20 protein-coding genes are annotated in these 24,377 nt (G+C 55.8%); 10 read left to right on the top strand and 10 right to left on the bottom strand.

From position 1 onward, the window contains the following. Window positions 1–296: 296 nt before the first annotated feature. From A7Q03_RS02310 to A7Q03_RS02295, 4 genes are all read right to left on the bottom strand, one after another. The gene (locus tag A7Q03_RS02310; protein ID WP_067438917.1) at window positions 297–1,046 is read right to left on the bottom strand and encodes a Nif3-like dinuclear metal center hexameric protein; all 750 of its coding nucleotides are present in this window, start codon (window positions 1,044–1,046) and stop codon (window positions 297–299) included. Between the two features lie 88 nt (window positions 1,047–1,134). Further along, a complete protein-coding gene (locus A7Q03_RS02305; RefSeq protein ID WP_067446962.1) occupies window positions 1,135–2,319 on the bottom strand; it encodes an SGNH/GDSL hydrolase family protein in 1,185 nt (394 codons plus the stop codon). A 39-nt stretch (window positions 2,320–2,358) separates the two neighbouring features. Continuing rightward, the gene (locus A7Q03_RS02300) at window positions 2,359–3,381 is read right to left on the bottom strand and encodes a DUF459 domain-containing protein (RefSeq protein WP_067447366.1); all 1,023 of its coding nucleotides are present in this window, start codon (window positions 3,379–3,381) and stop codon (window positions 2,359–2,361) included. 425 nt (window positions 3,382–3,806) lie between these two features. Then, window positions 3,807–5,243: an MBOAT family protein gene (locus A7Q03_RS02295; RefSeq protein ID WP_067446960.1), complete on the bottom strand. Its 1,437-nt coding sequence runs from the start codon at window positions 5,241–5,243 to the stop codon at window positions 3,807–3,809. A gap of 293 nt (window positions 5,244–5,536) precedes the next feature. On the opposite strand from A7Q03_RS02295, the gene brnQ reads away from it, so the two are divergent. Next, window positions 5,537–6,868, top strand: coding sequence for a branched-chain amino acid transport system II carrier protein (gene brnQ / locus A7Q03_RS02290; protein WP_067446958.1), 1,332 nt, complete (start codon window positions 5,537–5,539; stop codon window positions 6,866–6,868). A gap of 178 nt (window positions 6,869–7,046) precedes the next feature. Here brnQ and A7Q03_RS02285 read toward each other — a convergent pair whose 3' ends face one another. The 3 genes from A7Q03_RS02285 to rph form a co-directional block, all read right to left on the bottom strand. Then, a complete protein-coding gene (locus A7Q03_RS02285; protein WP_067446956.1) occupies window positions 7,047–7,946 on the bottom strand; it encodes a Dyp-type peroxidase in 900 nt (299 codons plus the stop codon). Between the two features lie 127 nt (window positions 7,947–8,073). Continuing rightward, the gene (locus A7Q03_RS02280) at window positions 8,074–8,682 is read right to left on the bottom strand and encodes a glutathione S-transferase N-terminal domain-containing protein (protein WP_067446954.1); all 609 of its coding nucleotides are present in this window, start codon (window positions 8,680–8,682) and stop codon (window positions 8,074–8,076) included. A gap of 187 nt (window positions 8,683–8,869) precedes the next feature. Next, window positions 8,870–9,604 (bottom strand): ribonuclease PH, encoded by a 735-nt coding sequence (rph, locus tag A7Q03_RS02275; RefSeq protein ID WP_067446952.1) that lies wholly within the window; start codon window positions 9,602–9,604, stop codon window positions 8,870–8,872. A gap of 242 nt (window positions 9,605–9,846) precedes the next feature. On the opposite strand from rph, the gene A7Q03_RS02270 reads away from it, so the two are divergent. Continuing rightward, on the top strand, window positions 9,847–10,407 hold the full coding sequence (locus tag A7Q03_RS02270) for a pseudouridine synthase (protein ID WP_067446950.1): 561 nt from the start codon (window positions 9,847–9,849) through the stop codon (window positions 10,405–10,407). A gap of 80 nt (window positions 10,408–10,487) precedes the next feature. Beyond that, window positions 10,488–11,357, top strand: coding sequence for an NAD(P)H-hydrate dehydratase (locus A7Q03_RS02265; protein ID WP_067446948.1), 870 nt, complete (start codon window positions 10,488–10,490; stop codon window positions 11,355–11,357). Between the two features lie 89 nt (window positions 11,358–11,446). Here A7Q03_RS02265 and A7Q03_RS02260 read toward each other — a convergent pair whose 3' ends face one another. The 3 genes from A7Q03_RS02260 to lon form a co-directional block, all read right to left on the bottom strand. Next, window positions 11,447–12,988 carry a peptidylprolyl isomerase gene (locus A7Q03_RS02260; protein WP_067446946.1) on the bottom strand — a complete coding sequence of 514 codons (1,542 nt, stop codon included), beginning with the start codon at window positions 12,986–12,988 and terminating at the stop codon, window positions 11,447–11,449. Between the two features lie 307 nt (window positions 12,989–13,295). After that, on the bottom strand, window positions 13,296–13,601 hold the full coding sequence (locus A7Q03_RS02255; protein ID WP_161802039.1) for an HU family DNA-binding protein: 306 nt from the start codon (window positions 13,599–13,601) through the stop codon (window positions 13,296–13,298). A 159-nt stretch (window positions 13,602–13,760) separates the two neighbouring features. After that, window positions 13,761–16,199 (bottom strand): endopeptidase La, encoded by a 2,439-nt coding sequence (lon, locus tag A7Q03_RS02250; RefSeq protein WP_067446944.1) that lies wholly within the window; start codon window positions 16,197–16,199, stop codon window positions 13,761–13,763. Window positions 16,200–16,478: 279 nt separating this feature from the next. Here lon and mnmC point away from each other — a divergent pair, with 279 nt between their 5' ends. The 7 genes from mnmC to A7Q03_RS02220 all read left to right on the top strand — a co-directional run bounded on the left by mnmC (window position 16,479) and on the right by A7Q03_RS02220 (window position 24,332). Beyond that, entirely contained in the window at window positions 16,479–18,029 is a 1,551-nt protein-coding gene (gene mnmC, locus A7Q03_RS02245) for an FAD-dependent 5-carboxymethylaminomethyl-2-thiouridine(34) oxidoreductase MnmC (protein ID WP_067446942.1), read from the top strand. A gap of 344 nt (window positions 18,030–18,373) precedes the next feature. Beyond that, window positions 18,374–18,649 (top strand): SMI1/KNR4 family protein, encoded by a 276-nt coding sequence (locus tag A7Q03_RS10545; protein WP_231863701.1) that lies wholly within the window; start codon window positions 18,374–18,376, stop codon window positions 18,647–18,649. A 68-nt stretch (window positions 18,650–18,717) separates the two neighbouring features. Then, window positions 18,718–20,175, top strand: coding sequence for a phosphatidylserine/phosphatidylglycerophosphate/cardiolipin synthase family protein (locus A7Q03_RS02240; protein ID WP_067446940.1), 1,458 nt, complete (start codon window positions 18,718–18,720; stop codon window positions 20,173–20,175). Between the two features lie 633 nt (window positions 20,176–20,808). Then, the gene (locus tag A7Q03_RS02235; protein ID WP_067446938.1) at window positions 20,809–21,690 is read left to right on the top strand and encodes a metal ABC transporter substrate-binding protein; all 882 of its coding nucleotides are present in this window, start codon (window positions 20,809–20,811) and stop codon (window positions 21,688–21,690) included. Further along, the gene (locus tag A7Q03_RS02230) at window positions 21,690–22,616 is read left to right on the top strand and encodes an ATP-binding cassette domain-containing protein (RefSeq protein WP_067446936.1); all 927 of its coding nucleotides are present in this window, start codon (window positions 21,690–21,692) and stop codon (window positions 22,614–22,616) included. The genes A7Q03_RS02235 and A7Q03_RS02230 overlap by 1 nt, the downstream gene beginning before the upstream one ends. Then, window positions 22,610–23,485: a metal ABC transporter permease gene (locus tag A7Q03_RS02225; RefSeq protein ID WP_067438956.1), complete on the top strand. Its 876-nt coding sequence runs from the start codon at window positions 22,610–22,612 to the stop codon at window positions 23,483–23,485. Before A7Q03_RS02230 ends, A7Q03_RS02225 begins: the two co-directional genes overlap by 7 nt. Beyond that, a complete protein-coding gene (locus tag A7Q03_RS02220; RefSeq protein WP_067438959.1) occupies window positions 23,478–24,332 on the top strand; it encodes a metal ABC transporter permease in 855 nt (284 codons plus the stop codon). Before A7Q03_RS02225 ends, A7Q03_RS02220 begins: the two co-directional genes overlap by 8 nt. Window positions 24,333–24,377 lie beyond the last annotated feature (45 nt).

Genomic DNA, 24,377 nt, shown 5'->3' with positions numbered 1-24,377 from the left:
CTCAATCATCCTAATACTTTAAAAATACCGAAATACCAAGGCTTTTGCACAACAGCCGTTGTGGCGTCGCAAAGAGGCAACTTTGCAAAGACCTTATCCTGCCAATAGCGCAGCGGCGTGATTTAACTTAACCTAAATCAACACTTAAAGAAATATTTAAAATAAAGTAAAGATTTGTCTTGCCGCAGCGGGGAGCATGGGCATAAGTGCAACAATGTAACAACTTGTTCAAATGATAAAAATGCATCCAAGGCTACCTGAAAAGCAAGATGTAAAGATTACATGACAACTTAAACTTAGGCTGGATTGTCTTCATCAAAAAACAGGCATTCCAGCGGCCATTCTTGCTGTAACCGTGTCGACAGCGCCTGGATGCCGTAACGTTCGGTGGCGTGGTGGCCGGCACTCACGAACAGCACACCGTTTTCCTGCGCCAAATGGTATTGCGCTTCGGAAATCTCGCCGGTAACGAAGGCGTCTACACCAATATCGATCGCCTGCTGGAAAAAACCCTGCGCCCCGCCGGTACACCAGGCCAGCTTACGCACCGGCCGCGACAAATCGCCGGCGGAAACCGGCTTGCGTCCCAAGCACTCAGCCAGATTAGCCAGCAGTGCATGGCCGTCTGCCTCTGCCTCTGGTGTGCCGAACATTATTAGGTTTTGCTCGCCGGTTTGGCCTTCGATGCGCCAACCCATGCGTGCTGCCAGCTGTGCGTTATTACCCGCTTCGGGGTGGGCATCAAGCGGCAGGTGGTAGCCGGCCATATTGATGTTGTGTCGAATAAGCGTGGCGATGCGGCGGTGTTTCCAGCCAGTGATGGTTGCTGGCTCGCTTTTCCAAAACAGACCGTGGTGCACCAAGAGCATATCAGCATCCTGCTCCACGGCATAATCGATGGCGGCCTGGCTGGCGGTAACGGCACACACGATTTTGCGCACCTCGTCTCGTCCTTCCACTTGCAAGCCGTTGGGGGCATAGTCGTGAAATTCGGCTGTGCGCAAAAATTCGTTGCACCAGCGGATGATGTCTTGGCATTGCGGCACGGTTGGGCTCCGGAGCGAATGGGTAATGGGTCTATTGTATTTTCAGGTAGCCTCGTATCTAAGGCTACCTGAAATCTGTTTGGGCGGGTTATTTATTGGCCAGTTTGATGATGTCGTCGGCCAGTTTGCCAGCAGCGGTTTGGTAACCTTGAGCGGTGAAATGCACACCGTCGCGCGCGCCTAAGCCTTGTGCCATCCAGCTTTTCATACTGCACGCGCCCCCCATAGCAGCCTGCCACGACCAATACAAAATTTGCTCCTGCTGCGCCACTTCGCGCTGCATTTGCTGTATGGCGTCAAGATAAGGCGGGCGTTGGCCGCATTGGCCGTGCCGTCCTTGAAGCGACTCAGGTGCGCCGATAATCAGGATGCCGGCACCAGGCAGGGCTTCGCGGATTTTATGGATGGTATTGGCCCAGATGCGTTTGGTTTGCGCCATGTCGAGATGGCTGTTAAACGCCTCGTTGGTGCCGTAGGCCAGGATGACCAAATCGGCCTGGGTGGCAGACAAATCCTGCTGCCAATCGGCGCGCCAGCCGCTCCATTGGGAGAGCTGCGAGCCATTGATGCCCATGGCCGATACGGTTACGCCGGGGCGGTTGTTTTCGATGTTGATGTGGCCGATTTCCCAAATATCGCCAGCTTGAGCTCGGTAGCTGAGCGGCAGCTGGGAGGTGAAGGAGAAATACTGCCAAGCGTTACTGCCGAGATTGGGCAGGGAGGCGACTTGGCTGCCTTGCGCGCCGTACACTTTAAGTTCGCTGTCGGCAAACACGGGGCGGGCGGTGATGGTGATTTGTTGGGCTTCGCTGATAGGGTTGCGGGGGTTAACGGTTACGCTACCGCTGCCGCCAGAGGAGCGGCTAAGAATACCGCCCAATGGGAATTCGGCACGGGCGTTGCGGTTGCTCAACACCTGCCAGCCGCTGCTGCCATGCAGCACTTGGGCGTTACGCTGGCCGGATACAGTGTTGGGATATACCCAGCCGATGCCGCCATCACCCCACTGTTGTTGCAGGCGGGTGCGCAATTTGTTGGTGAAGTAGTCGCCGGCGGTATGAGAGTCGCCCAGCTGGATGATGCGGAATTTCACGTCGTCCCCACGGTTGAGCCGTTGCAGCTTGTCGAGCCACACGGGCTGCCAGCTGCCGTAGTTGGTGAGCTCGGCTTTTTCAGAAGAGCCTTGGGCGGCGGTTTCGGCGCTGCAGGCCTGGCAGGCGAGCAGGCAGACAGTCATTAAGGCCAGTTGGCGGCCTTTTTTGGAAAACAACATTACTCTAGCTATCCTTAAATTATGATTTTCTATTCGCCATCACAGTTTCGGAGGCGGTGGGGTGGCGGGCGCAACGGAATTGGTGGGCTGATAGTCGATGCGGCCTACTATCTGGTCGGCCAGAAGCTGTTGCCCCTTTATGGTGAAATGAATGCCGTCTTTACTGCGCAAACGGACGGTTTGTCCGTTGATGCTGATGCTGTCTCGGTATTTCCCATCTTCGCCACCCATGATTTTGTCGGTAGGTAACCAGATGGTTTTTCCGGCCAGCTCACTGGCAAATAGGCTGTCTAAGTAACGCATTTGGGCATTGAAGCGGGTACTCTTCATCAGCGGAATGCCCAGCCAGATAATCTGAACGTTAGCTGCTTTGGCGGCAACAACAATGCGTTCAATACGCTGCCGGTAAACCTGTTCCCATTCAGGGCTTTGGAATTTCAGGTAGCTTTGGGTGCCCGGCTCAGGATTGGGGAAATCCCAAGGGTCGTTTGGCCCCAGGAACACCACCAGCAACTTGATTTTTTGATCTTCCCGCAAAATTTTTTCTATGGTGGCCGGCCAGTCGAAGAAGCTGGGGTACGAAAGGCCAGTGCTTTGACGGCTGAGGTTGAGTGAGTCGATGCCGTATTGGCTGCTCAACCATCTCTGTACATGCGGCGCTACACCTTCCATCATGGAATCGCCGGCAAAGAATACTTTGTCGCCTGCTGAAAGCTGCACGCACTCGTGCAGTGGTTTGGATGCGGTGTTTTGTGCCGCAGCCGGCTCGGAAGCGGATTTGGTTCTGGTTTCGGGCGGTACAGCAGATGCTGTGGGTAACACTACACCCGGCGGGATGTGTGCGGTGGCGTGCTGCTCGCGCCAGCTTTTGTTTTCGGCTTCCAGCCAGCTTAGGGCAGCTTCATGCCGCTGCAAGGCTGCCTGCTGCCAACGGCTGCCGTTACGCCACCAACCATAGTCGGTTAATTTTTCCAAAGGGCTAGCACGGTGGTAGGTTTGCTGCCAATAGGCGTTGATAGAATCTTGACTAAACCACACGGTGAACAGTGCAGTGAGCAGCATAGCCGCATACAGCCGCCACACCGGGGAAGTGGGCTTGCTTTGGTTATCCGGTGTTGCACTCGGGATGCCGATTGCGTCGGCCACGGAGTGAGCGGTTTTGGCCGGACGCACGGTAGCAAATTGTGCAGGTTTCGGTTTGCGCTGCGGCGTTTTGTGCCCTGCTCTGGTTGTTTTGCCTGAGGCTACCTGAAAATGGGTTAGCGATGCGGATTCGGTTTTGGCCGCTTTGGCTGCGGGTTTGGCTTGCGAATTGGGGTTGGTTGCTACCTGCTCCGATACAGATACCGGTAATTCCAGCTGCTCAGGGCGTTTTTTTGTACTAGATTTGCGGCGTGCGGCTTTGTTGCGGTGTTTGTTCTTATTGGCTCTGCGTTTGGCTTTGCTGGGATTCATAACTGCCCAATCCTTTCTTATTATTATGGTTATTAAAAGTTGGCATACATAAAGCCCGGAATGCCGGAAGGGGCAAACACCATCAATAGCCACATGGCGGCACCCATCGGTAGCGGCCATATCCACATCGGCAGGCGTTCCAAGAGCACTATTGCGCTGTCAAACAGCTTGGATAAGAGGCCGTAGGCGGCCAGTGCGAACACCATCGCACCCAGCACTAATAAGGTTTCCAATTCCGGTACGCCACTGCCGCCTCCACCCAACAACGATCGGAACATCAGCCCGGTATCGGCCAGACTTTCAGTGCGGAATACTACAAAGGTGAGACAGACAAAGTTTACGGTAAACAGTACCGCTACTAGTTTACCAAAACGGGACAAGCCGGACAGTTTCTCGCGCCCGCCTAGCATTTTATCACCGATATTCAGCCCCACCAGCCCAACGCCGTGCAACGCGCCCCACAGCAGGAAATTCCAACCATGGCCGTGCCAGATGCCGGAGAGCAGCATGGCAATCATCAAATTGATTTGTGTGCGCCGCCAGCCTTTGCGGCTGCCGCCCAGCGGGATATAGATGTAGTCGCGAATCCAGGTGGAGAGCGTGATGTGCCAGCGGTTCCAAAAATCGCGCAGATTAAACGCGCGCAGTGGCATGGCGAAGTTTTGCGGCAGCTGAAAGCCGAGCAACATAGCCATGCCTACCACCAAATCGGTGTAGCCGGAAAAATCCATAAATAGTTGAACGGTGTAGCCATACATCGCAGTGAGCACTGTGATGGAGTCGTATTGCAGCGGGTTTTCAAACACTGGATCCACCCAGTTGCCGCCTAGCGCCCCGGCCAGCCACCATTTTTTGCAGATACCCAGCACAATCAGGCCAATAGCCAACGCCGGGCGGATCATGGTGCGCGGCTGTTCGCTGCGGATTTGCGCCGCCATGCCGCCGTCTGTGCCATAGATGCTTTTTAATTGGCCGGTACGGGCAATCGGGCCGGAAGTGATGGTGGGGAAAAAGCTGAAATACAGCAAAAGCTCGCGCCATTTGAGCCGTACGTCTTCATTGCGGTAAAGCGACACCAGATAAGCCACGCCCTGGAAAGTATAGTAGGAAATACCCAGCGGCATCAGAATACCCAGTGCCGCATCGTGCCCGCTTCGCTGCAACAGCGGCAGGAAGAAATCCACATATTTGAAAAACGACAAATTCAACATCGCCAGCAGCACGCCAACCGTGAACCATCTGCGACGCGCCGTCTGTCCCCTTCCCTGCGACAGACCGGCAGCAATCAACGTAGTACCCAGTGAAAACGCTAGCACGGCCACGGCAAACCCCCAATGCAAATGCCACAACCAACCCAACCCAGCAAATAGCAATAGCCAATTCTGCCAGCGCGGCCGCTTGGCCAACAGCCAGTAAACAGGGAAGAAGCACAGGAAAAAGGCAGCAAATTCTATTGACAGCAGCGGCATAAAATCAGCGCAAAGAAAGAAAGGGGTAATTCGTTGGCGAAATCATTGAATTATACTGTGTCCTTCTGCCGGGATAAAGCCTTTTACATCTTCTGTGCCGTGTAGATTTGGTTTCAGGCAGATCGCTTTTCCCAGGTAGCTTCAAAAGGGCTACCTGAAAGCATAAGCCTCAACGAAGCCAAAATCCGTTTAGCCAGCCGCCCTATCCCTTTAACAGCCGATTCGGTATCATAATACCTTTTTACCGCAGCTATCGGCCATATCCAAGCAATAGTAGCCTACCAGAGAACATCATGAATAAAAACACCTTTATTATCGGCTTTATGCTGTTCGCCATCTTTTTTGGCGCCGGCAACCTGATTTTCCCGCCCACCCTCGGCCTCAATAGCGGCTCCGAATTCTGGAGCACCCTCCTCGGCTTCGTGATCACCGGCGTCGGCCTGCCGCTGTTAGGCATCGTGGTAAGCGCTTTCTACCATAACGGCTACAAAACCGCCCTCACCCGCATCCACCCTTGGTTTGCCGTTATTTTCCTGATGGCGATTTATCTCACCATCGGCCCCTTCTTCGCCATCCCTCGCACCGGCGCCACTTCCTATGAAATGGCCGTGCTGCCCTTTATCGGCGAAGCCGGCAGCGGCTCGCTCCTTGCCTTTACCGTGGTTTACTATGCCATTACCCTGTGGCTGAGCCTGAACCCTTCCAAAATGGTCGAACGCATCGGTGCCATCCTCACTCCCGCTTTGCTCGTCGCCATCCTTGCCCTGATCGGCAAATCCGTGTGGTGGCTCTACGGCAACCCGCCCACCATGCCGGCTGCCAATTTTGGCGACCAATCCGCCTTCTTGGCCGGTTTTATCGGTGGCTACCAAACCATGGACGTGCTTGCCTCCGTAGCCTTTTCCGTGATTGTGATCAACGCCATTAAGGCCAAAATGCCAGCGGATCAGCGCGATAACCAAGTGGTGATGAAGCAAACTTTTGTGGCCGGCATCATCGCCGCAATATCGCTGGCTATTATTTATGTCGGCCTGGCTTGGGTGAGCAACCGGCTGCCCGTGTCGCCCGACACCCTGGCAGACTTAGCTGCCAAACAGCAAGATATCGGCTCCTTCCTGCTCAATACCGCCGCCTACCAAACCTTCGGCAGCTTCGGCCGTATTCTGTTCGGCATCATCGTTACCCTCGCCTGCCTTACCACCTCGGTCGGCCTGGTTACTGCCGTGGGCGAATTCTTCTACGGCCTGTTCCCGCGCATCCGCTACAGCAGCTACGTCATCGCTGTAACCCTCGTGAGCTTCATCCTGGCTAACCAAGGCCTAAGCGCTGTTATCGGCAAATCCGTGCCCGTATTGATGGTGCTCTACCCGATTGCTATGACCATCCTGCTGCTGCTGATTATCGACAACTTCATCCGCCCGATGCCACTGCTTGCCCACCGCCTCGCCACCGGCCTGGCTACCGCGGTTTCCATCCTCTCCGTGGCCGGTGCGGGCTTTACCGAACAACTGCCGCTGAAAGCCTATTCGCTGGAGTGGCTGCCCTTCGCCCTGGCCGGGATTGTGCTCGGCGGCATCATCGGCAAAATGGCCGGCGGTAAACCGGCTGATCAGAAAACAGTTTGATTAATTAGATTGCTTGATAGCGAGATAAGTAAGGCTATCTGAAACAAACGCGGCGCTGTTCCGCAATGTTTTCAGGTAGCCTTTTGTAGCAAGCCAACCCATGTTCTCAATTAGATTAAAGGCTACCTGAAATTCAGGTAGCCTTTGTATTGTCGGCCAACCAAACCAATCCGCAGCATCACAGATCAGCCAGGCGCTCCACGCTCGGTGCGTAGTAGTAGGCGCTGCGTTTGGCGGTGGACATATATTTCAGCAGCAGGTCGATTTTGCCGTCTTTTTCGCCGAACATGAATTTCAGCTGCTCGTCGATATTGTGCAGGCTGGCGCTGTAGGCGATGAATTGCAGGCCGTGCTCGCCACTCACTTGGCCGAAAGGCAGACTGCGGCGCACAATTTTCAGGCCAACGCCGTTTTCTTTGATGTTGGTGCGGCCCAGGTGCGAATCGGGCAAACGGTCTTCACGGGCAAATTCGATGTTGTCGGCTTTGCTGCGCCCAACGGCCTGCTCCTGCTCTTTCACGCTGATGCCGTCCCATCTTTTCAGGTCGTGCAGGTATTGTTGCAGCACCACATAGCTGCCGCCCGCGCTTTTCCCTTCGGCAATGATGCCGACGGAAGCGATTTCTTCATCGCCGTGCGGGTTTTCCGTACCGTCCACAAAGCCATCCAACCCGCGCTCTTCCGGCATGCGGAAGCCGTGGGTTTCGTTTTTCAGTTCAAGCGATTCGCCGAAAGCGGCCAGCACTTTTTCCGCCAGCAGGTAGTTCAGGCCGGTGTGGGTGGATTGGATATGGATCATCAAATCGCACTGGGTGGCCGGGCACAGGCCGTTGCCCAGCGGCACGAAGGGGCGGATTTCTTCGCCTTCGCCGCTGTGGTTCAGGCCGTGCCAGAAGTCTGCACCGAAGGCGATGGTCATGCCCAAATCGTGGCCGGGGAAACGGGTTTGGCAGTCGGCCAGCGCAGCGAGGGCTTCGCGGCAGGCGGTTTTCACTTTGGCGTCGTCGCGCACGTCGGCCTCGATATAAATGGCGGCGGTGATGGTTTCCGGGATGATGGCGGTTTGCGGGGTACTCATGCTGGTGATCCTTTCTTGTCTTGGTATTGTTTGGACGATGTACGCATTATAACGGCAGGCTACCTGAAAATTCGGCGGCGCTGTTTTTCAGGTAGCCTTTGCCGTATCGGCGGGAATACGGATAGGGCTAAACCAAACCCTGCCGCAGTTGCGCCAAGGTGGCGGGGCGGGTTTCCAAGTTTTCCGGCGACACGGCGCGCACGTCGGCGCGGGCGGTGAATTGTGCCAATGCGTTTTGGTTGGCGGGGCTGAGGTGGGGCTGCAAATCGGGCAGGCGGTATTGCATGAACACCCAGGCCATGCCCAGCGCTAAGTGGGCGACATCGCCGCTGGCGGCATCCAGCTGCGGGGCAGCGGCCAGGCCTCGGATGCAGGCGGCGCGGGCGCGTTCGGTGAGCGGGTGGTCGGGGGTGTTTTCGGCTTTGAATTTTTGCAGGCCGAAGAGTTTCACCAGCTGGTCGAGCAGGGAGAAGGCAAAGGCGGCGGTGGCGGTTTGCTCGGCGGTGTGCAGGGGGTGGCCGAGCAGGAAGTCCAAAATAAACGGGCTGTTGCCGATGACGGTGCCGCTATCGGTTTGCAGCACGGGCACTTGGGAGAAGGGGTTGAGGGCTTGTAGCCCGGCGGGGTTTTCCCACGGATTGGTGTAGGCAATGGTGAAATCGAGCTCATGCCGCGGAAGGGTGGCGAGCAGGACAAGGCGGCCATAGGGGGAAGTGTGGCTGGTGTAGAACTTCATGGGTTTCCTTCGTTTTGATTGCGGTTTGTTTTGAACTTCGGTGCGGCCAGGTTTTAGCCTCGCAGAAACTCGGCTTCCTTCGGAAACTTCATTTTCAGGTAGCCCGTTGTGCGCTTTGAGGCTACCTGAAATACTGCTACAACGAAATTGAAATAGATTGCGGCGTTAAACCGGCTTTCAGGTAGCATTATCCGGCAGCAGCAATGGCGGTTTGCTGGTGTTGCAGCATCTCGGCGATGCCTTTTTGGCCGAGCGCGAGCAGTTGGGTGAGCGCGGCGGGGCTGAAGGCGGCGCCTTCGGCGGTGCCTTGGATTTCGATGATGTTGCCGGAGGCGGTCATCACGAGGTTGATGTCGCTGTCGCAGCCGGAGTCTTCGGGGTAGTCCAAATCAAGCAGGGGCACGCCGCCGACGATGCCGAGCGATACGGCGGCCACGGCTTCGCGGATTGGGTTGTGCGCGAGTTTGCCTGCGGCCAAGAGCTTGCCCACAGCCAGATGCAGGGCGACGTATGCGCCGGTGATGCTGGCGGTGCGGGTGCCGCCGTCGGCTTGGATCACGTCGCAGTCGATCAGGATTTGGCGTTCGCCCAGCTGGCTTAAATCCACAGCGGCACGCAGGGAGCGGCCGATCAGGCGTTGGATTTCCTGGGTGCGGCCGGACTGCTTGCCTTGGGCGGCTTCGCGGCGCATACGGCTGGCGGTGGAGGCGGGGAGCATGCCGTATTCGGCGGTTACCCAGCCTTGGTTTTTGCCGCGCAGAAAGGGCGGAACGGATTCGTCGATGCTGGCAGTGCAAATCACTTTGGTGTTGCCGCAGGCAATCAGGACAGAGCCGTCGGCATGGGGCAGGAAGTGGGGGGTGATGCTGATGGGGCGCAGTTGGTCGGTGGCACGGCCGGTGCGGATGGGGGCTGGGGACATGGTATTCTCGCTATGTAGATGGGGATTAGGCTTTGGCTTGGCAGAAACTTCGCTACGCTCCAATTTTGTTGCAGCTTGCGTTTTCAGGTAGCCTCAGTTCAGTCGAAGGCGATTATACCGCCGGATGGCTGGCATTGCTTGGGAATACGGGCGCGGGTGGCTGGAATAGCTTTGATTTCAGCTATATAATCTAGCTATCCCAGCCCAAAAGGCTACCTGAAACCCCAACCGGCCTGCACACCATGTCTGATTTAATCGTTTTCAACAAGCCCTATGGGGTTATCTGCCAATTCAGCCCGCACGAGAAACACCGCTCGCTGAAAGAGTTTATCAACCTGCCTGATGTTTATCCCGCCGGTCGGTTGGATACCGACAGCGAAGGCCTGCTGCTGCTCACGGCCGACGGCCGCCTGCAAGCCAAAATTGCCGACCCACGCCACAAAACGGTGAAAACCTATTGGGCGCAGCTCGAAGGCAGCCCGGACGAAGTAAAACTGGATTTATTGCGGCACGGTGTGGATTTGGGCGATTTCGTTACCCGCCCGGCGCAGATCAGGCTACCTGAAAAATCGGAAACCGACCGCCTGTGGCCGCGCGTGCCGCCGATTCGGGTGCGCAAGAGTGTGCCGGATTTTTGGTTGGAAATCCGCATCAGCGAAGGCAAAAACCGCCAAGTGCGCCGTATGACGGCCAAGGCGGGCTACCCCTGCCTGCGGCTGGTGCGCGTGGGCATCGGTCGGTTGGATTTGTGGCAGCTGGATCTGGCACCAGGTCAATGGCGGCCTGCACCGTGTTTGCCCTAGCTCAATATTCGGCGTAATGGCCGCACTCTCGGTATGCCGTTTGCTTGGCATTTGTCTAATTGAATAACATGAGGTTTGATATGGCAGATTTATCCCAGCAGTTGGCGCAGTGGCAGCATACTGCCCGTTTCCGTTTCCCCCTTTTAATCAAACCACGCGCGGAAGACAGCCATAAAGGCACTTTCGGCACGGTGGCTGTGGTGGGCAGCGCGGCCGGCATGTCCGGCGCCGGCGTGCTGGCGGCCAGCGCGGCCTTGAAAGGCGGGGCGGGCAAAGTGTGGCTCGGGTTTGCGCAAAACAGCCTGCCGATACCGTATCTGCCTAATTATCCGGAAATCATGATCACCACCGCCGAGCAGCTGGTGCAGCGGCGCGACATCAGCGTTTACGCTATTGGCTGCGGCTTGGGCATGAGCGATGCCTCGCGTCAGCTGTTGGAGCAGACCACGGCAGCGGCCATCCATACTGATGCACCGCTGCTGCTGGATGCCGATGCGCTGAACCTGCTGGCGGTAGAGACTATGTTCTTGCCCAATAATGTGGTGCTCACGCCTCATCCGCTGGAAGCGGCACGCCTGCTGGGTATTACAGTGGAAGAGGTGCAGGGTAACCGCTATTTAGCGGCCTCCAATATTGCCGAGCGCTACGGCAGCTATGTGGTGCTCAAAGGTGCGAAAACCTTGGTGTGCACGCCAGATGGGCGGATTGTGTATGAAAACGACAGCGGCAACCCCGGCTTGGCAACCGCTGGCAGCGGCGACGTATTGAGCGGCCTGATGGCTGCCCTGCTGGCGCAACATCTGCCCATGCAAGATGCAGCCTGCGCGGCAGTATGGATGCACGGCACGGCGGCAGAGCTGCTGGCTGCCCGAGGCATCGGCCCCATCGGCCTGACGGCGGGCGAGATTGCCGATGCGGTGCGTGAGCTGCACAATCTGGCAGCGGGTTAAGCTGAATCGTCGGCTTGCTCCAAGTATAATTGCAGCAATAGAAAGGCTACCTGAAACTTTCAGGTAGCCTTTTCAAGCGGCAAAATCAATCAGTTTTCATCCCGATCCAATTTCTGCGAGCCATGCTGTATCGGGTATTTGCGTTGCAGCACTTGCAGATATTGACGGTAGAATGCTTCAGTATTGCGCCCAGCAACTTGTTGGCGCAGCTCCGGCAACTGCTGTTTGCTGTTTTCCGGCAGGCTAATGGCGCGTACCTCCACCAAGGCGGCATTACCGTTGGGCAGGGTAATCACTGCGTAGCTGGGTTTGCCGTTTTGCGGATGGGCTTTCACGATGGCGGCAAAGTTTTGCAGGCCAACGGCTTGTTGCAGCTGGGTGGCACTGGCTTTTTCCGGATTGCTCCATTGCAGGTTATCCACTGCCTTACCGGCTTGCAGATTGCTCAAGGCTTGAGCAGCGGCAGCTTGTGCCAGCTTGGCACTCTCCACGGCCACATAATCCTTACGCACCGCTTCCTTGGCTTCTTCAAAGCTTTGATTGCGGGCCTTGCTCACATCGGTAGCACGCAACACGCGCAATACGCCGTTGCCCATATCCAATACTTCAGAATTGTGACGGCGCTCGATCACCTCGGCGCTGAACATGGCTTCCTGCACGGCTTGCGGCAGCTTGGCGGCGGCAGCTTCGGGCTGGCTGAGCCATTCTTCATGTTTTTGCAGCGGCAGCTTCATTTCCTGCGCTACTTTTTGCAGGCTGTCCGGATTGTCGAAAGCCAATTGTGCCAACTGCTCGCGTGCATTGCCCAAGGCTTGTGCGGCTTTGCGTTGACGCACGCTCTCTTCTAACAGAGCTTTCACGCTCTCAAACGGCGGTTTGGCTTCGCTGGCGACGGTGGGCAGATTGCGGTAGGCTTCTTGCAATTCCTGCGCGCTCACAGTTTGCTGTTTGGCCAGCTCTTCCACGTTCAAATCAACAAACTCAAGTTTCACTGCCAAAGGCAAGGCATATTTGGCTTTGTTGGCTTCAAAATAGCTGTGCAAGGCGGCATCAGTAGGCTGTACTTTGCTGGCAAAATCGGTCGCATTGAAGGGCGCAGTACGCAGCTCGCGCTCGCTGCCGGTAAGAGCAAGGATTTGGTTTGCCTGGCTGTCGCTAACGATATTGCCGTTGCTCAGCAGGCTGATAAGGGTTTGGCGGCGGTATTGGCTGCGCATTTCGTCAATCAGCCGGTCTTCAGTAATACCTCTTTGGCGCAGGTAAGCTTGAAATTGCTCGGAGCTGAATTGGCCGTTGACTTGGAATGAAGGATCGCGCGTAATCACGCCCTTGATTTGCTCAATAGAAAGTTCTCCAACGCCCAGTTCTGCCGCACCCTGATCGAAATAGGCCTGCTGCACCAGCGATTGGTAAACATCGTCTTTGCTGATGGGTTGGTCGCTATGGCGCGGCGCTTCCCTTAACAGTTCCTGCACTTGATCGGCAGTGATGTGGGTGTTGCCGATTTTGCTGATATAGCTGCTGTGCATACCAGAAGTGAGGGTTTGAGCACCGAATCCCACAAAGGTAACAGTAATCAGCCCCAGGAGCACTTGAGACAGGCGGCGGTGTTTTTCGACGATGGCAAACATAAAAATAAAAAGGAAACGTGGTGAAAATTAAATGCAGTATTGTAACGGTTCTGCGGGTGGCGGGCTATAGCGAATTAACTTAACTTTCTCGATGGCCTTGGCTGACTTTACTGCACTGTGAATATCATCTGCGGTTCGCTGCCTTGTATCGAAAGCAAATTTAATCCGCGATATAACTCCAAACAGTTTATTTAATGCCAGAATCCTCCGCTGCACTGCCAAGCATAAGAGGCTACCTGAAAACATAGGCAAGAAAAAAGACAGGCAGAAAGCCCTGTCTTTTTTCATTTATGCAAGAAGGTGCGGTTTACAGCGCGTCTTTCAACGCTTTACCTGCACGGAATTTCGGAGATTTGGCGGCTGGAATAATCAGTTCTTTACCAGTTTGCGGGTTGCGGCCTTTACGTTCGGCGCGCTCGCCCACATAGAAAGTACCGAAGCCCACCAGAGTTACGGTGTCGCCTTTTTTCAGAGCGGTGGTAACAGCCTTGGTAAAACCATCCAGTGCCTTGCCGGCAGCAGCCTTGGAAATGTCAGCTTCCTTGGCAATCGCTTCAATCAATTCAGACTTGTTCACGTTAAGTCCCTTTCTAGTTGAGGAGTAATGAAGAATCGGCCGATTGTGGTCGGCACCAATGCGTTTGTCTGCAACAGGCTGCTTTATAGCAAGTTCAAAATCATCGGTCAAGCAAATAAACGGCTGGCAGGCGGCTATTTTCAGCTAAAGTGGCAGGTTTGCGCCTTTCACACAACAAAGCCTGCCACTTTCTCCCTAATGCTTGGTGGCGTGGCCGCCGGATTTCGCCGGGGTTTTCGGTTTGGCCGCAAGCATGTCCTGCCAAGGTTGCGGCTGGTATTCCAGGCCGAAGGAGAGCACTTCGTCAATCCAGCGCACCGGATGGATTTCCAGCCCTTCTTTCACGTTTTGCGGAATTTCTTCCAAATCTTTCACATTTTCCTGCGGAATCAGCACATGCTTGATGCCGCCGCGCAGAGCAGCTAGTAGTTTTTCCTTCAAACCGCCGATGGGCAATACTTCGCCACGCAGAGTGATCTCACCGGTCATGGCCACGTCGGCACGCACGGGAATACCGGTGAGCGAGGACACGATGGCCAGCGTCATACCGATACCGGCGCTGGGGCCGTCTTTGGGCGTAGCACCTTCCGGAACGTGCACATGAATATCGGTTTTTTCGTAGAAATCCGGTGCAATGCCCAATACTTCGGCACGCGAGCGCACCACGCTCCAAGCGGCAGAAATAGATTCCTGCATCACATCACCCAGCTTACCGGTGCGCAAAATATTACCTTTGCCTTTGAGCGCAACAGCTTCGATGGTAAGCAGCTCGCCGCCGACTTCTGTCCACGCCAGGCCGGTAACCTGGCCGACACGGTTTTCGTTTTCGGCCACGCCGTAATCGAAGCGGCGCACACCGAGGTATTCGTGCAGGTTGGCGGCATCCACCACCACGATTTGCGGCGCAGCAGCGCGTTTGGTGTTGGCTTTTTTGTCTTGCTCCAATACCTGCTTCATCACCACCTTACGGCAAATTTTGGCGATTTCGCGGTCAAGCGAGCGTACGCCGGCTTCGCGGGTGTAGTAGCGGATGATGTCTCGTACTGCGCTTTCTTGAATATCGATTTCGCCTTTCTTCACTCCGTTCCGTTCAATCTGCTTGGGCACGAGATATTGCATGGCAATATTTACTTTTTCGTCTTCGGTGTAGCCGGAGAGTCGAATAATTTCCATGCGATCGAGCAGCGCGGACGGGATGTCCATGCTGTTGGAAGTGGCGAGGAACATTACGTTGCTCAGGTCGAAATCCACTTCCACATAGTGGTCGGCAAAGGAGTGGTTTTGCTCCGGATCGAGCACTTCCAACAGCGCACTGGCCGGATCGCCGCGGAAATCGCGGCCGAGTTTGTCGATTTCGTCCAGCAGGAACAAGGGATTGTTCACGCCAGCTTTAATCATATTCTGCATGATTTTGCCTGGCATCGAGCCGATGTAGGTACGGCGGTGGCCGCGGATTTCGCTCTCGTCATGGATGCCACCCAAAGCCATGCGCACATATTTACGGCCGGTGGCCTTGGCAATAGATTGACCAAGCGAGGTTTTGCCCACGCCGGGCGGGCCCACCAGGCACAGAATCGGACCTTTGAGCTTGTTCATGCGTTTTTGCACCGCCAAGTATTCCAAAATACGCTCTTTTACCTTTTCCAAGCCATAGTGGTCGGCATTGAGCACCAAATCGGCCTGCACAATATCTTTGCTAACCTTGCTTTTCTTCTTCCACGGAATGTCTACCAGCGTTTCGATATAGTTGCGCACCACGGAAGACTCAGCCGACATCGGCGGCATCATGCGCAGCTTTTTCATTTCGCCCAGCGCTTTTTCTTCCGCTTCCTTGCTCATGCCGGCTTCACGCACCTGCTGTTCAAGTTGGTCGAGCTCTTCGCGTTCATCGCCCTCGCCTAACTCTTTCTGAATCGCTTTTACCTGCTCGTTCAGATAATAGTCGCGCTGGGATTTTTCCATCTGCCGCTTCACCCGGCCGCGGATGCGTTTTTCCACCTGCAAAATGTCCAACTCGGCTTCCAGCTGGCCAAGCAGGTGTTCCATGCGCTCGGCCACATCGGTGATTTCCAAAATCTCCTGCCGCTGCTCCAACTTGAGCTGCAAATGGGCGGCAATGGTGTCCACCAGGCGGCTGTGGTCGGTGATGCCGTGAATGGTGCCGGCCACTTCGCCGGGGATTTTCTTGTTGAGCTTGATGAACTGGTCGAACTGCGCCAAAAGCGTACGGCGCAGGGCTTCGTAGTCGTGGCTATCAGTATTTTCTTCGGCAGCCAGCACTTCAATTTCGGCTTGGAAATAATCGCCGCTGTCGTTCACGGCCAATGCGCGGGCGCGCTGCATGCCTTCCACCAGCACTTTTACCGTGCCATCGGGCAATTTCAGCACTTGCAGGATATTGGCCAGCGTACCGATGGTGTGTAAATCGTCTGTGCCGGGGTCTTCGTTGGCCGGATTTTTCTGCGCCAAAAGGAATACCGGCCCGTCTTGCTCGATGGAGGCATCCAGCGCGGCAATGGATTTGGGGCGGCCGACAAACAGCGGCAGCACCATATGCGGATACACCACCACGTCGCGCAGCGGCAACATCGGCAAGGTGCGGATTTCAGCGGGGTTATGCTGGGATTGGGTCATTATCTTCTCGGTTATTGTTTTCAGTTGAATAGGATGGCTAAAGCTTCATTGCCCGGCAAATTGGGGGCAGCCAAGCGCATTTCAAGCATTCGGAGAAGTTTAGTTTGTAAAAGGCTACCTGAAAACTGGCAGCGGTTTGAATTTTGTTGACACTAGGCTTTCAGGTAGCCTTTTGCCTGATGCCGCCGAAACGCGCCAAGCCAAAGTTGCCGCCACCAGCTGCTTCTGTCTATACTGCCTCCCGTCTCCCATTCCCGCCCGCACCAGCCGGCAAACGCCATGACCACCCCCGCCCTCATCTGGCAAGGCATCCCCGCCGAACAAGAGCTTGCCGCCGCCATCTCCCAGCATCCCCGTGCTGCCTGCATTTTTCTCAGCGACGATTTTTCAGGTAGCCTCCATGAGCCCGATAAAAGCTACCTGAAAAGTTGCGCCGCCTTCGCCGCCAACTTTATCCCCGCCGATGCCAACCCGCTGCAACGCGATATTTATCTGCTGCCCGCCGCCGCGGCCGCCGGGTTGGCGCAATACGGCTTCGGCGAACTGGTTTGGCAAAACAGTTCGCCTGTACCGCAACAGGCTAGCCCAAGCAAGCCCTGGCAAATTGCCCCGCCGCCCATCCCTGTGGAACGTGTACTGATTATCGGCGGCGGCATTGCCGGCGCGGCCACCGCCCACGCCCTCGCCCGACGTGGCATCAGCAGCCTAATCCTCGAGCAAAACAATCAGCCCGCCCGCGCCGCCTCCGGCAACCGGCAAGGCCTGCTCTACGCCAAAATCTCCGCTCACCCCACCCTACAAACCCGCCTCCTGCTCGGCAGTTACGGCTACAGCCGCCGCCTGCTCGAACACCTTCTGCCCAACAGCCAGGATTGGCAGGCCTGTGGCGTGCTACACCTCAACCACAATCAGAGCGAAACCCGCCGCAACCGCGAACTGGCCGAGCAACGCGCCAACCGCCATCTTTATTACGCCGTCCTCCCCGCCGAAGCCGAAGCACACTCCGGCATCCCGCTGGGCGGGCAGAGCGGCCTGTTTTGGCCGCAGGGCGCTTGGCTCAACCCACCATCCTTCGCCGCCGCCCTGCTCGTATCCCCCCGCATCCGCGTGCTCACGCAGCATCGACTCACCAATCTGCAACGCCACGGCAGCGAATGGCAGCTTACCGTGAATACGCCGCAAGGCATGCAGACTTTTTCAGGTAGCCACATCGTGTTCTGCTGCGGCGCCGAGCAATTGGCCGATATCCTACCCGAAGCCCTGCCGCTGCAATTCATCCGCGGCCAAACCAGCCTGGCCGATGCCTCGCCCCTCAGCTGCCGGCTGCGCTGCGCCCTGAGTGCCGACGCCTATATTTCGCCGGAATATCGCCATCAGCACTGTTTCGGCGCCAGCTTCGTGCCCAACGAGCAAAGCAGCGAGTTGCGTGCCGCAGAAGACGACGGCAACCACGCCAAACTGGCGCAACTCTCGCCCGCACTCGCCGCCGCCCTGCCCGCCTACCAATCCGGCCATGCCGCCGTGCGCGCCGACTGCTACGACCATCTGCCCGCCGTGGGCGCACTGGGCGACTGGGCGGCGATGCGTGTGCAATACGCCAAACTCGCCCACGATAAAAACTACCGTCTGCCCGACCTGCCCTGCCCCCACCTGCCCGGTCTGTTTGTGAACAGCGGGCACGGCAGCCGAGGTCTGGCCACCGCCCCGCTGTGCGGCGAACTGGTAGCCGCTCAGATATTGGGGCAGCCGCTGCCCGCCGAACCCGAAGTGGCCGCCGCCCTCGCCCCCAACCGCTTGTTAATCCGCCGCATTATCCATCGGCAAACTTAAAGGCTGCAGGCTACCTGAAAATGTAATAGCAGCAGAATAGTCTTTCGTTGCGCTACTGGCTTGATTTGCCCCATATGGCCAGCTGGAATGCCTGCAAATCCTTTTGCAAGCATATTTCATTGAAGAACTATTGAAGGAATAAAGCAATGTGGTATCAATCATTTGAATTTCACGACCGACACCCTCCTGCCACGCCAAACGACATTGCCGCATTCCGTGCCCCTTTGCCCGAAGCCGAACACGCCAATGCATTAAACTATCTTGAATCTTACGCAGCACAACTTAGCGCCACCGGATATTGCCTGCCGCCCCACTTTATATATCCCCAATGAGCTAATGCAGCTTTGGCAATATTCCGTGCGCGGCGGTATCACGGGCAATGGGCAGGATTTTGGCTACTCTCACCAGCAGAAATTGTATCTTATTATTTTAGCTACCAGTTCTGGTATTACGCGCCTAATTTGCTGCCGATTGCATTCAATGGTGGAGGCGTGTTCTATTGTTACGATTTCGGGCAGCTCAACCCTTTAATTGTGATGAAAGACTCAGGCTCAGATTACCTAGACGTTCCTGTTGGCAGCAGCCTTGCCGCCGTGCTGGCTCAAAAATTGGATTACTAGATAGCAAACCAATCTGGTTAAAAGGCTACCTGAAACTTCAAACAAACCAAACCCACACGAAATACACCATGCCCAACCGCACCCTCCTCCTCGACCACCCGCAGCCGTTGCTTGACCAGCTGCATGCGCGCTCCAGCAGCAGCGAAATGCATGGCGGCAACAGCGTGCAACTCTTGCAAGACAGCCGCGAGAACTTTCCCGCCTGGCTGGAGGCGGTGGCTGCTGCCGAGCATTATGTGCTGATTGAAATGTATATTTTCGCCGCCAACGATTTCGGCGTGCGGCTGCGCGATTTGCTGGTGGAAAAATGCCGCCAGGGCGTGAACGTGGTGCTGGTGTACGATTGGATCGGCAGCCTGTGGCCGGCTGTGTGCCGCTTTTTTGAACCGCTCAAGCAGGCCGGCGCGCAAGTGGTGGCCTACAACCCGCCTGGTTTTGCCAGCGGCATCGGCCTGCTCTCGCGCAACCACCGCAAATCCTTCGTGATAGACGGCCACACCGCCTTCGTGAGCGGATTGTGTGTGTCTTCCGCCTGGGAAGGCAATCCGGCCACAGGCGTGGCGCCGTGGCGCGATACCGGGCTGAAACTGCAGGGGCCGGTGGTGGCCGAAGTAGCGCAGGCTTTGTCCGACACGCTGCGCTCGCAAGGCGAAAGGCTACCTGAAAACATCACCCCTTATGACGGCACCGCCGCTGGTACGGTGCGCGCCGGCGTGGTGGCCACCACGCCCAGCAACAACAATATGATGCGGCTGGATTTGAACGCGCTGGCACTAGCGCGGCGCAACCTGTGGCTTACCGATGCCTATTTCATGCCCACCCGCCTCTACACTCAAGCCCTTATCAACGCCGCCAACGACGGTGTGGACGTGCGCATCCTGGTGCCGCGCACTTCCGATATACGCTGGATAGGCCGCGTGTCGCGCATCCGCTACCGCAGCCTCTTGGAGGCCGGTGTGCGCGTGTTTGAATGGGACGGCCCGATGATTCATGCCAAAAGTGCCATTGCCGACGGCCAATGGGCGCGCGTGGGCTCGACCAATCTCAACTTTGCCAGCTGGTATCTCAATCGTGAATTAGACGTGGTAATCGAAGACGCAGTGGTGGTGTACCAGTTGGAGCAGATGTTTCTGCAAGACCTTACTAACGCCACCGAAATTGTGCTCAACAGCAGTGAACGCCGTGCCGCCCTACGCCGGCGCCACCAAGTGCTCTCCAAGAAGCGGCACAGTCGCCAGAGTGCCCAAGCAGCAGCACGCCAGCTGCTGCAGCTTTCCAGCATGTTTCGCGGCAACTTCTACGGCACGCGCACGGTGGATGAAAACGAAGCCAAATCCTACCTGAGCCTGGGCATTGGTATGCTGGCACTGGTGCTGCTGCTGTGGTTTGCGCCTTATCTGTTGGTGGTGCCTCTGATATTCCTGCTGCTGGCCGGTGGGCTTTCCACCACCGTCCACGCTGTGCGCCAATTGTGGCGCTTCCGCCGCCACAAGCGCACTAGTAAGGTAGATCGTCCAGTTGAATAGAAGGACTACTTGAAACAACTTTTTGATACAGCTAAGGCTGGGTTCTGCGAAACTAAAGCGTTAGCTTCAATGAAGTTATAATTGAAGCATATTTTTCATGCAAGGCGGCAAGCTGCAAACAACGCAGTAGTACGGCAAACCAATGCAAATGCAGTAGGAAGAAATAAAAGTTTTAGCTAAAAAAACCTGATTTTCAATTTTCAGGTAGCCTGTCCGGACAAAATTAACACAAGATAACAAAGCAGACGGTAAAAACAGTAAAAACTGTTTGCTAGTCTGGTTGGGTTGCTTCATTTAAATTGGCAAAGAGGCTATTGCATATGGCAATGATTGTTAGCACGGCACGGTAAAATGCGAATAAAATAATCCCGTATACAGTATAGACCTGTTTTGTTTCTGTTGGTTTTTCCTGTTGTTATATAAAATCCATAATAAAATAATTGATAATAGTTGTTATTTGCGCTAATATAGTAAAATTCCTGAACCTGATACAAGGCGGCGAGTTGCAGGCAGTACAGGAGTACAGTTAAAGCGAGCCAAATGAAGTATCTGTTTCAGGAATTTTACTATAGCAGGCAAAATCTTTGCTTTAGTTGTCCATTTAATTAGCTCAACTTAATTTAGGAGAAAACAATGCGCCGATTATTATCTGCATTCTGTCTGTTGGCCGCCTTGGGCTTTGCTGCACCGGCCTATGCTAAATTCAAAGTGGTTACCACCTTCACCGTAATTCAGGATATTGCCCAAAACGTGGCGGGCGATGCGGCCGTGGTGGAATCGATTACTAAGCCGGGCGCAGAAATCCACGATTACCAGCCCACACCGCAAGACATTGCTAAAGCCCAATCTGCCGATTTGGTGTTGTGGAACGGACTGAACCTGGAACGCTGGTTTGAGCGTTTCTTCCAAAACGTGCGCAACAAGCCGGCAGTGGTGGTAACGCAGGGTATTGTGCCGATGTCAATTCACGAAGGTCCTTATCGTGGCACGCCCAACCCGCACGCTTGGATGTCTACCCGCAACGCCTTAATCTATGTGGAAAACATTAAAAACGCACTAATTAAGTACGACCCGCAAAATGCAGCAGCGTACACCCGCAATGCCGCCGCTTATGCCCAGCGTATCCGCAACCTAGACCGCCCTTTGCGCGAAAAACTGGCACGCGTGCCGCAAAATCAGCGTTTCTTGGTAACCAGCGAAGGCGCGTTCAGCTATCTGGCACGTGATTATGGTTTCAAAGAAGTGTATCTGTGGCCGATTAACGCCGAGCAGCAAGGTACGCCGCAGCAGGTGCGCCGCGTGATCAACACTGTGCGGCAAAATCATATTCCGGTAGTGTTTAGCGAGAGCACCGTATCGCCGCGCCCGATGCAGCAGGTATCGCGCGAAACCGGTGCCAAATACGGCGGTGTGTTGTATGTGGATTCGCTTTCCGCCAAAAACGGCCCGGTGCCGACCTACCTCGACCTGCTCAACACCACGGTTTCCACCATTGTTAGAGGATTTGGAAAATAATGTCTGAACAAGCCGCCTCCATCAGCGTTGAATCGGTAACGGTTCGCTACAGCAACGGCCACACGGCCATCCGTGACGTGAGTTTCACGCTGCAAGGCGGCACTACCTGCGCGCTGGTGGGCGTAAACGGCAGCGGCAAATCCACCCTGTTTAAAAGTCTGATGGGGCAAATTAAGCTGAAGTCGGGCAACATCCACCTGTGCGGCCTGCCCGTACCACAGGCGCTCAAGCGCAACCTAGTGGCCTATGTGCCGCAGAGCGAGGAAGTGGATTGGCAATTTCCCGTGTCGGTGTACGACGTGGTGATGCAGGGGCGCTATGGCTACCTGAATTTCTTGCGTCTGCCTAAGGCGGAAGACAAACGTAAGGTGCAGGAAGCTATGGAGCGGGTAGGCATTGCCCATTTGGCACAGCGGCAGATCGGCGAACTCTCCGGCGGGCAGAAAAAACGCGTCTTTCTGGCGCGCGCGCTGGCGCAACAGGGCAAGATTATCTTGCTGGACGAGCCGTTTACTGGCGTGGACGTGAAAACCGAAGACGCGATTGTGGATTTGCTCGGCCAGCTGCGCGAGCAGGGGCATCTGATTTTGGTGTCTACCCACAACCTCGGCATGGTGCCGGACTTCTGCGACCAAGTGGTGATGATCAACCGCACCGTGCTGGCTGCCGGCTGCACTGAGCACACTTTCAACCAACACAACCTCGAGCTGGCCTTCGGCGGCGTGTTGCGCCACTTCCGCCTCTCCGGCAGCGATTTGCACGATGACGAAGATAGCCGTGTACTCACTGTACTTACCGACGACGAACGCCCCGCCGTGTTCTACGGCCAAGCCAAAAATGATCCACCAGCCGTACCTTGCTGCAGCGATGCCCAAGGCAGCGGCGCGGAGCAGGAAAACGGCAGTGAAGGGGAAAGTTCATGCTAGAGATGCTGCTGGAGCCGTTTGCCTATGAATACATGGTGAAGGCCATCGTGCTGAGCGCGGCGGTGGGTGGTATGTGCGCGTTTTTGTCGTCTTATTTAATGCTCAAAGGCTGGTCGCTGATTGGCGACGCACTATCGCACTCGGTGGTGCCTGGCGTGGCGGTTACCTATGCGCTCGGCTTGCCCTATTCTGCCGGCGCGTTTGTATCCGGCATTTTGGCAGCACTGTCGATTTTGTGGATACGTGCCATCACGCAGCTGAAGGAAGACGCGGTGATCGGCTTTATCTTCACCACTTTTTTCGCCATCGGCCTGTTTATCGTGTCGGTGAACCCGACTGCGGTAAACGTGCAGGAAATTGTGTTGGGCAATATTTTGGGCATTGCCGACGAAGATATTTTTCAGGTAGCCATCATCATTGGCGTATGCCTGCTGTTTCTGCTGCCCACTTGGAAAAACTTGCTCTTGGTGTTTTTTGACGAAACTCAAGCCGTGGCTGTCGGCCTCTCGCCACTGCGCTATAAAATTTTGTTTTTCTGTCTGCTCAGCGCCTGCGTGGTGGCTGCGCTGCAAACTGTGGGTGCGATTTTGGTGATTGCCATGGTGGTTACTCCTGGCGCCACCGCCTACTTGCTTACCGACCGCTTCGGCAAACTAGTGCTGATTGCCGTATCGCTCGGCATACTTACCTGTGCCCTGGGCGCCTACATCAGCTTTTTCCTCGATGGTGCCACCGGCGGCGTGATTGTGTCCCTGCAAAGCCTGCTGTTCCTGTTCTCCTTCGTGTTTGCGCCCAAGTACGGCCTGTTGCGGCAAAAATTCGGCGCTGCGCCACAGGCAGCCGAAGAAACGGAGGCCGGCTATGTCTGAGCTGATCAACTGGTTTGCCACGCCGCTCGCCTTCCCCTTCATGCAGAACGCCCTGCTCACCGCGCTGATTGTATCCATCACATGCGGGCTGTTGTCCTGCTATCTGGTGCTCAAAGGCTGGTCGCTGATGGGCGACGCGGTGTCGCACGCCGTGCTGCCCGGCATTGTGCTTGCCTTCGTGTTCGGTATCCCGCTGCAAATCGGCGCATTTGTCTCCGGCCTGCTCTGTTCCGTGGGTGTAGGCTACCTGAAAAACAACAGCCGCCTCAAAGAAGATACCGTGATGGGCATCGTCTTCTCCGGTATGTTTGCGCTCGGTCTCGTATTGTTTACTAAAGTAGAAACCGACCAACACCTCACCCACATCCTGTTCGGCAACGTGCTGGGCGTGAGCCGCGAAGAGCTGCTGCAAACCTTCGCCATCTGCACCGCCGTGGCCTTGGTCATGCTGCTCAAACGGCGCGACTTCATGCTCTACTGTTTCGACCCTGCCCAAGCGCGCATCGCCGGCCTATCCCCGCAGCTTCTGCATTACGGCCTACTTGCCTTGCTTGCCCTTACCATCATCACCGCCATGCAGGTGGCCGGTGTAGTGCTGGTGGTGGCCATGCTCATTTCCCCCGGCATCACCGCCTTCCTGCTTACCAAACGCTTTGAGCACATGATGATCATCGTCATGGCCGCCTCCGTTCTCACCTGCCTCGCCGGCACCCTGCTCAGCTACCACATTAACTCCGCCACCGGCCCCAGTATCGTGATTTTGCAGGCTATCCTATTTCTGCTCGCCCTCATCTGGAGCAAACTGCGGCAGGCGTTTGGCAAGGAGGAAGTAGTAGAGGCTAGCTGAAACCTCGCCACAACAAGTTTCATATCCGCCCACCATAATACGAAA

The sequence above is a fragment of the Eikenella sp. NML99-0057 genome, assembly GCF_001648535.1.
Lineage (GTDB): Bacteria > Pseudomonadota > Gammaproteobacteria > Burkholderiales > Neisseriaceae > Eikenella > Eikenella exigua.
This window is presented reverse-complemented; position numbering and strand designations above follow the sequence as displayed.